The organism is Nocardia sp. NPDC003345 (assembly GCF_053589395.1).
The window spans coordinates 1-9,498 of record NZ_JBSFRU010000259.1 but is presented as its reverse complement, the minus strand read 5'-3'; the positions used below and the strand labels follow the sequence as shown (position 1 = coordinate 9,498).

General features: G+C 69.0%; 1 protein-coding gene. It reads left to right on the top strand.

All coding sequences use genetic code 11. The features are described 5' to 3' along the window. Positions 1 to 9,498 (top strand): amino acid adenylation domain-containing protein (locus ACWDU1_RS23845; RefSeq protein ID WP_450001680.1); only part of this gene is annotated, 9,498 nt, incomplete at both ends.

Genomic DNA, 9,498 nt, shown 5'->3' with positions numbered 1-9,498 from the left:
GACGGTTCCGGTGCGTGCGGTGTTCGAGGCGTCGACGGTCGCCGGTTTGGCGTCGCGGGCGGAGCGGCATGCGGGTTCGGGTGGTCGTGCGGCGTTGGTGCCGCAGCCGCGTCCGGAGCTGGTGCCGCTGTCGCTGGCCCAGCAACGCATGTGGTTCCTGAACCGGTTCGACCAGCAGTCGATGGCGTACAACATTCCGCTGGCCATCCGGTTGTCCGGTGCGCTGGATGTGGCGGCGCTGCGTGCCGCGGTGGCCGATCTGGTGGGCCGGCACGAGGTACTGCGCACGGTATATCCGGAGACGGAGTCCGGTCCGGTGCAGGTGGTGCTGCCGGTCGGGCAGGAAGTACCGCAGCTCGAGGTCCGGTCGGTCGCGGCCGAAGAGGTCGTCGCCGCGGTGGCCGAATTGACCTCCGGCGGTTTCGATGTGACCGCCGAGGTGCCGTTACGAGTGGCGCTGTTCCGGGTGCTGGAACAGGACGCCGCGGGATCCGGGCCCGCCCCGGCGGACGGCTCCGATAACCGTGCCCCGGCCGGTGACCAGGGTGAATTCGTGCTGGCGATGGTGGTGCACCATATCGCGGCCGACGGCTCCTCGGTGGCGCCGCTGACCCGGGATCTGATGACCGCCTACCTCGCCCGCACGCTGGGCGACGCGCCCGCGTGGGCGGTACTGCCGGTGCAGTACGCGGATTTCAGCATCTGGCAGCGGGAACTGCTCGGTGACGAATCGGATCCGGAGTCGCTGGCGGCCGAACAGGTCGGGTACTGGAAATCGGCGCTGGCCGGGATACCGGATCAGCTGGACCTGCCCGCGGACCGGCCGCGCCCGGCCACGCAGTCGTTCTCCGGCGGCCGGGTCGATATCGCGGTCGACGCCGAGGTCCATGCCGGGCTGCTGCGTCTGGCGCAGCAGCAGGGTGCCACCTTGTTCATGGTGGCGCATACCGCGTTCGCGGTGCTGCTGGCCCGGTTGTCCGGTACCGACGACATCACCATCGGTACCCCCATGGCGGGTCGTGGTGAACAGGCCCTCGACGATCTGATCGGTATGTTCGTGAACACCCTGGTGTTCCGGACCCAGGTCGATCGCGGCGAGGCGTTCACCGATCTGCTGGCGCGCCAGCGCGAGATCGATATCGCCGCGTTCGCGCATGCCGATGTGCCGTTCGAGCGGCTGGTGGAGGTGCTGAACCCGGTCCGTTCGCAGGCGCGGCACCCGCTGTTCCAGGTCGGGTTCACCTTCCAGAACCTGGCGCAGTCGAACCTGGAACTGCCGGGCCTGACGGTGTCCGCTCTCGGTGTCGAATCCGGGATCTCCCAGTTCGACCTGAACATCATCCTCGCCGAGACCTATGACGAAACCGGCGCGCCGCAGGGTATGGGCGGCTTTCTGACCTATGCCACGGATCTGTTCGATCAGGCCACCGTGGCCGGCTTCGCCGATCGGTACGCCCGATTGCTCGGCGAGATCGTCGCGGATCCGGCGCTGCCGGTGGGGGATCTGGAAATCCTGGCCCCGGTCGAGCGGACCCGGGTACTCGAACAGCTGAACGCCACCGGCTATCCGTTCGTCCCCGCCCTGTTGCCGGCCGGGTTCGAGCGCGCGGTCGCCGCCTACCCGGATCGGGTGGCCGTCTCCTTCGAGGGGACGAGCCTGTCCTACCGGGAATTCGGCGCGCGGGTGAACCGCTTGGCCCGGCATCTGATCGCACAGGGCGTGGGCCCGGAGTCGCTGGTCGGGTTGCTGATGTCACGGTCACTGGACCTGGTCGTGGGTATGTACGCCGTGGTCGCCGCCGGTGGTGCGTACGTGCCGCTGGATCCCGAGCATCCCGCGGAGCGGATCGGCTACATCCTCGACACCGCGGCACCGGTGTGCCTGCTGTCGACCACCCGGGACGCCCAGGCCGCGGCGGGGGCCACAATTCCGGTGCTGACACTGGACAACCTCGACACCGGCGGATTCGATTCCGCTCCCGTGACCGATAACGATCGGATCGCCCCCCTGCGGCCGTCGAATACGGCGTATGTGATCTTCACCTCGGGTTCCACCGGCCGGCCCAAGGGCGTCGCGGTCCCGCACACGGCGATCGCGAACCAGATCGCCTGGATGCTGGCGCAGTATCCGCTGGGCCCCTCGGATGTCTACCTGCAGAAGACCGCCACCACCTTCGACGTCTCGCTGTGGGGCTACTTCATGCCGCTGGCGGTGGGCGCCCGGCTGGTGGTGGCCACCCCGGACGGTCATCGCGACCCCGCCTACCTCGCGCGGACCATCGCGGAGCAGCGGGTCACGGTCACCGACTTCGTACCGTCGATGCTGACGGTGTTCGCCGCGCATACCGAGGCGGAGGCCGTGCCGGGTTTGCGGCACGTGTTCGTGATCGGTGAGGCACTACCACCGGAGACGGTGACCGCGATGCGGGCGATCTCCCCGGCCGCGGTGCACAATCTCTACGGTCCGACCGAGGCCGCCGTCTCCATCACCTATTGGCAGGCCACGGGCGCCGAGACCGGCACTGTGCCGATCGGCGCCCCGCAGTGGAATTCGCGCGTGTATGTGCTGGATTCGCGGCTGAACCCGGTGCCGGAGGGTGTCACGGGTGAGCTGTACCTGGCGGGTGATCAGCTGGCTCGCGGGTATGTGACCCGGCCGGACCTGTCCGCGGACCGGTTCGTGGCGAGCCCGTTCGACGCCGGGCAGCGGATGTATCGCACCGGCGACCTGGTGCGGTGGACGCGGGCCGCCGACCGTTCGGTGCTGGAGTACCTGGGTCGTACCGATTTCCAGGTGAAATTCCGTGGTCAGCGGATCGAGCTGGGCGAGATCGAGTCGGCGTTCCTGGCGCAGCCGCAGGTGAGCCAGGCGGCGGTGACGGTCTCGGCTTCGCAGCTGGGTGAGCAGCTCGTCGCCTATGTGGTGCCGGTTCCGGGGTCGCGGGTGACGGCCGGCGAGCTCATGGAGAGCGTGCGTGCGGTACTGCCCACCTACATGGTTCCGGCCGCGGTGGTCGAACTCGACGCCTTCCCGCTGAACACTTCCGGCAAGCTGGACCGTAAGGCGCTACCGGAGCCGACCTTCGAGGCGCGGGAATTCCGGGCTCCCTCGACCCCCATCGAGGAGATCGTCGCGGGCGTGTTCGCCGATGTCCTCGGCGTCGCCCGGGTGGGTGCCGACGACGACTTCTTCGCACTCGGCGGCAATTCGCTGATCGCTACCCAGGTAGCGGCGCGGATCGGTGCCGCTCTGGACGCGCGGGTTCCGGTACGGATGCTGTTCGAGGCCCCCACCGTCGCGGCGCTGGCGGCCGTGGCGGAGACCGCGACCGGTCGCGCCGGTATGCCGGCCCCGGCGCCCCGGCCGCGTCCCGAGCGGGTGCCGTTGTCGCTGGCACAGCAGCGGATGTGGTTCCTCAACCAGTTCGATACCGCGTCGAACGCCTACAACATTCCGGTCGCGGTCCGGCTGACCGGTGATCTCGATGTGCCCGCGCTGCGCGCGGCGGTCACCGATGTGGTCTCTCGCCACGAAACCCTGCGAACCGTCTACCCGGCCCACGACGGGCGGCCGCACCAGATGGTGCTGCCGGTCGCGCAGGCCGTACCGGACCTCACCCCGATTCCGTTGCGGGCCGACGACCTGCCCGCGCGGATCAGCGCTATCGTCGGCGCCGGTTTCGACGTGACCACCGAGATCCCGTTGCGGGCGGCCCTGTTCCACCTGGCCGACGGTGAATACGTCCTCGTTTTCGTGGTGCACCACATCAGCGCCGACGGCTGGTCGATGGGTCCGCTGACCCGCGACGTGATGACCGCCTACGCCGCCCACGCCGCCGGCGCGGCGCCCGCCTGGCGCCCGCTGCCGGTGCAGTACGCCGACTACAGCCTGTGGCAGCGTGAGGTTCTGGGATCCGAGGAGGACCCGGACAGCCTGGTCAGTGCCCAGGTGAGGTATTGGCGCGAGGCGCTGGCGGGATTGCCGGACGGGCTGAATCTGCCCGCCGACCGCCCGCGGCCCACCGTGCAGTCGTTCGCCGGTGGCACCCTGCCCTTCCCGATCGACGACGAGTTGTATCGCGGTGTGACGAGGCTGGCCGCCGAGCACAACGCGACGGTGTTCATGGTCGTACATGCCGCGCTGGCCCTTTTGCTGGCGCGATTGTCGGGCACCGACGATGTGGCCGTCGGTACGCCGATCGCGGGCCGTGGCGAGGCCGAACTCGATGATGTCATCGGGATGTTCGTCAACACGCTGGTGCTGCGGTCGCATGTGCGGGGCGAGCTGAGTTTCGCCGAATTCCTGGCGGCGACGAAGGAATTCGATCTCCAGGCGTTCGCACACGCCGATGTGCCGTTCGAGCGGCTGGTGGAACTGGTCGAGGTCGAGCGGTCCACGGCCCGGCATCCGCTGTTCCAGGTGGCATTGTCGTTCGAGAATCTGCCGCCGGCGGCATTCGAACTGCCCGGGTTGCGGGTCGCCGCTGTCGAATTCGACACCGCGATCGCGAAGTTCGACCTCTCGCTCCGGATCGTCGAGACCGGTGCGGGTATGGGGGCCGAATTCTCCTACGCCAAGGACCTGTTCGACGAGGACACGATCGGTGTGTTCGCACGCCGGTTCGTGCATCTGCTGGGGGCGCTGACGCGTACTCCCGAGGCGCCGATCGGTGATCTGCCCATTATCGACGATTCCGAATATCGCCTGCTCACCCATATCCGTGGGGACGAGGTGATGGCGACCGGGCTGCTGCCGGAGATCCTGCACCACGGTGTCCGTACGAATCCCGACGGTGTGGCGGTCCGGTATCGCGGCCGGTCGGTGAGCTATCGGGAGCTGGACGCGGAGTCCTCCCGGTTGGCCCGCGTACTGATCGACCGCGGTGTCGGACCGGAAACCATCGTGGCGCTTTCCTTCCCGCGCTCCTACGAGATCGTGCTGGCGTTCTGGGCGGTGACCAAGGCCGGTGGTGCGCATCTGCCGGTGGACCCGAACTATCCGCTGGACCGGATGCGCCATATGCTCTCCGACTCCGGCGCGGCCCTGGGTCTGACCGCTGCCGAGTACATCGACCGGCTGCCCGGCGAGACGGAATGGTTGCGGCTCGACGACCCCGGGCTGCGGGCGGAGATGGCGGCGAAACCCACCGGCCGGATCACCGATGCCGAGCGGACCACGCCGCTGATGATGTGGCATCCGGCGTATGTCATCTACACCTCCGGTTCCACCGGTCTGCCCAAGGGCGTCGTGGTGACGCACGCGGGCATCGGCGGTCTCGCCGATGTCGCCGCCGATCTGTATCAGCTGACCGCCGGGCACCGGTTCCTGCACATCTGCTCACCGAGTTTCGATCCGTCGGTACTGGAATGGGTGTGCACCGGGTTCGTCGGCGCCACTCTGGTGGTGGTACCGGGCGAGATCATCGGCGGACCCGACCTCGCCGAACTGCTGCGGGTCGAAGAGGTGACCCATACGATCATCACCCCGGCGGTACTGGGCACCATGGATCCGGCGGATCTGGACGCACTGCGGGTGGTTTCCGTCGGCGGTGACGTGACCACACCGGAGCTGCTGGCCAAATGGGAGCCGGGGCGTAAGTACTTCAACGGCTACGGTCCCACCGAGACCACGATCATCTCCTCGTACGCGCGCCTGGCACCCGGCGATCACGTCACCATCGGCAGCCCGGTGCACGGGATGTCGGCGCTGGTACTGGATTCACGACTGAATCCGGTACCCCCGGGGGTGGCGGGCGAGCTGTATCTGTCCGGTGGCGCGCTGGCCCGTGGCTATCTCAACCGGCCCGGCCTGAGCTCGGAACGTTTCGTCGCCAACCCGTTCAGCTTCGAGGGTGCCCGGATGTACCGCACCGGCGATGTGGTGCGGTGGTACGCCGCGCCGGGCCGGCGAGCGGGCAACGAGGCGTTGCCGACGGTGTATTGGGAGCTGGACTATGTGGGCCGCTCCGATTTCCAGGTCAAGATCCGTGGTTTCCGGGTCGAACTGGGGGAGATCGACACCGCCCTGGCCGCGCATCCGGATATCGAATACTCGGTGACGCTCGGCCGGGAGATCGCCGCGGGCGCGACGATTCTGGTGTCCTATGTGCTTCCGGCCCGGGACCGGAGCGTGGACACCGCCGCGGTGACGGAGTTCGTCGCCGCGGGCCTGCCCGCGCATATGGTGCCCTCGGCGATCGTGGTCCTCGACGAGATCCCGCTGACACCGGTCGGCAAGCTCGACCGCAGGGCGCTACCGGAACCGGTGCTCGAGGTCCGGAGTTACCGCGAGCCGGTCGGCGAGGCCGAAACCGTGATCGCCGAGGTGTTCGCCGATGTGCTCGGCGTGGAGCGGGTCGGTGTCGACGATTCGTTCTTCGCCCTCGGCGGCGACAGCATCCTGTCGATCCAGCTGGTCTCCCGGGCGAAGGCCCGCGGTGTGGTGTTCACTCCGCGCGATGTGTTCGAACGGCGGACCGTCGCCGGGCTCGCCGAAATCGCCACGCTGGGTGGCGCCGACGAGCAGCGGCTGGCCGAACTGCCCGGCGGCGGAGTCGGCACCATGCCGGTGCTGCCGGTCATGTCCCAGATCCTGCACAGTGACACGTCGTATCAGCGGTTCGTGCAGCCGATGATGTTGCGACTGCCGGTCGGTATCGATCGCGAGACGCTGGTGGCGACCCTGTCCGCGGTATTCGATCACCACGACGCGCTACGCGCCCGGTTGCTGCGGCCGGTCGACGGGCCCGCGGCGTTCGAGGTGCCGGCTCCCGGCGCCATCGATATCGACGGGCTCGTGCACCGGGTGGATCTCGACGACGAGATCGACGATGCCGGACTCACCCTGCGCGCGTCGGCCGAATTCGATGCCGCGATGGGCCGCCTGGACCCCGACGCGGGCGTGATGGCGCAGTTCATCTGGTTCGCCTTCCAGGGTGAGCGGCGCGATGTACTGGTATTCGTGGCGCACCATTTCGTGGTCGACGGTGTGTCGTGGCGCATCGTCATCCCGGACCTGGCACTGGCGTGGTCGCAGCTCGCGGCCGGTGAGCCGGTGGTCTTGCCGCCGGTCGGCACCTCGTTGCGCCGCTGGGCCCACGGGCTGGCCGAGGCCGCGGCGGATCCCGCCCGGATCGCCGAACTGCCGTACTGGCGCACGATCGCCGAAACCCCGGACCCGCTGCTCGGCGACCGGGCGTTCGATCCGGCCGTCGATACCAACGCCACCGTCGAACGGTTCTCGGTGTCGTTGCCCGCCGAACTCACCGAGGCCGTGCTCACCACCGTGGGCGCCCGCTACCACGGCGGACCCAACGACGCCCTGCTGACCGCGGTCACCTTGGCCGTGGCCCGCCTGCGCGGCGCCGCCGCCGCGCCGGCCGCGCTGATCAAACTGGAAGGTCACGGGCGAGAAGAGACCGTCGTGCCCGGCGCCGACTTGTCCCGCACGGTCGGCTGGTTCACGGCCGTGCACCCGGTGCGGCTGGAGCTGCCGGGTATCGATCTGGACGAGGCCTACGCGGGTGGTCCGGCCATGGGCGCGGCGGTGAAGGCGGTGAAGGAACAGCTGCTCGCCGTTCCCGACAAGGGACTCGGCTACGGTCTGCTGCGCTACCTGAACACCGATACCGGCGCGGCGTTGCCGGAACGGGTGCCCGGACAGATCAGCTTCAACTACCTGGGCCGGGTCTCCGGCGGCGAGATCCCCGCCGAGATGGCCGAACTCGGCTGGATGCCGACCGCCGATCTGGGCGCGATCGACGCGGAGGCGGACCGCGATATGCCCGCCAACGCGGCACTGGATATCAACGCCATCGTCGAATCCGGCGCCGACGGCCCGGTATTGAGCGCGTCCTTCGCCTTCCCGAGCGGACTGCTCACCGAGGCCCGGGTGCGGGAGTTCGCGGACCTGTGGGTCGCCGCGCTCACCGCCCTCGCCGAACACAGCCGCAGGCCGGACGCGGGCGGTTTCACTCCATCCGATATGCCGCTGGTGCGGGTGTCCCAGGCCGATATCGAACGGTGGGAGGACGACTATCCGGCGATGACGGAAGTGTGGCCGCTGTCGCCGCTGCAGTCCGGGCTGCTGTTCCACGCCCAGTTCGTGGGGGCCGGGCACGACGTCTACACCATGCAGTCGTCGGTCGGCCTGACCGGCGCGGTGGATTCGGCCCGGCTGCGGCGTGCCGCCGAGGTCATGATCGGCCGGTACCCGAATCTGCGGACCGCGTTCGTCGCCGGTGGCGACGGCGAGTGGGTGCAGCTCGTTCTCGACTCCGTACCGGTGCCGTGGCGCGATCTCGACCTGCGGGAGCTGCCCGAAGCCGAACGCGGCCCTGAGCTGGACCGGCTGCTGGCGGCGGACCAGGCCGATCACTTCGATATGTCGGCTCCGCCGCTGATCCGGTTCCACCTGGTCCGGCTGGCCGACGACGCCTGGCAGCTGGCGATCACCACCCACCACATCCTGCTCGACGGCTGGTCCATGCCGCTGCTCATGCGGGAACTGCTGACGCTGTACGCCCTGCGCGGCGACGCCTCCGTGCTGCCCCGCGTGGTCTCGTACCGGAATTTCCTGGCCTGGCTGGCCGACCGGGATCACGACGCCTCCGCGCGGGCGTGGCGCGACGCTCTGGACGGGTTCACCGAGCCCGCCCTGCTGTCGCCCGAGCCGGCGACGGCCGAAAGCTACGAGATCGCCACCTTCGTCGCCGAGATCGATCAGGACCGGACGCGGCAACTCGCCGCGCGCACCGCCGATCTCGGGATCACGATGAACACCCTGCTGCAGGCGGCCTGGGGTGTGCTGCTCGGCTGGATCACCGGTCGTGACGATGTGGTCTTCGGCGCCACGGTGTCCGGCCGTCCGGCCGAACTCCCCGGGGTCGAGTCCATGGTCGGCCTGTTCATCAACACCCTGCCGGTCCGGGTCCGGGCCGACCACCGGGCGACCACCAGCGAGCTGCTCACCGATCTGCAGCGGGCACAGGCCGCCCTGCTGGAACACCACCACCTCGGGCTGACCGATATCCAGCGGGCGGCCGGGACCGCGGCGCAGTTCGACAGCCTGTTCGTTTTCGAGTCCTATCCCACCGATGCCGCGACCGTCGCCGCCACCAGCGATATCGACGGTATGTCCATCACCGGTGTGGGCACCCGGGACAACAGCCACTACCCGATGACTCTGGTGGTGACGGCCGACAACACGGTCCGCATCATGTTCAAGTACCTGACCAGCCGTTTCGACGGCGCGGGTGTGGAAACACTCGCGACGCGAATGCTGCGGGTGATCGACCATCTGGTCGACGCGCCGGAGCGGCCGGTGGGTGACGCGGCGTTCCTGAGCCCGGCCGAGCGCGCGGAGCTGGGGTCGCGGTCGGGTGGCCCGGCGGTGCCGGCACGGACGTTGCCCGATTTGATCGCGGCGGCGGTGGCGGTCGATCCGGCCGCGCCCGCGGTGGTGTTCGACGGTGTGCGGCATTCCTATGGTGAGTTCGA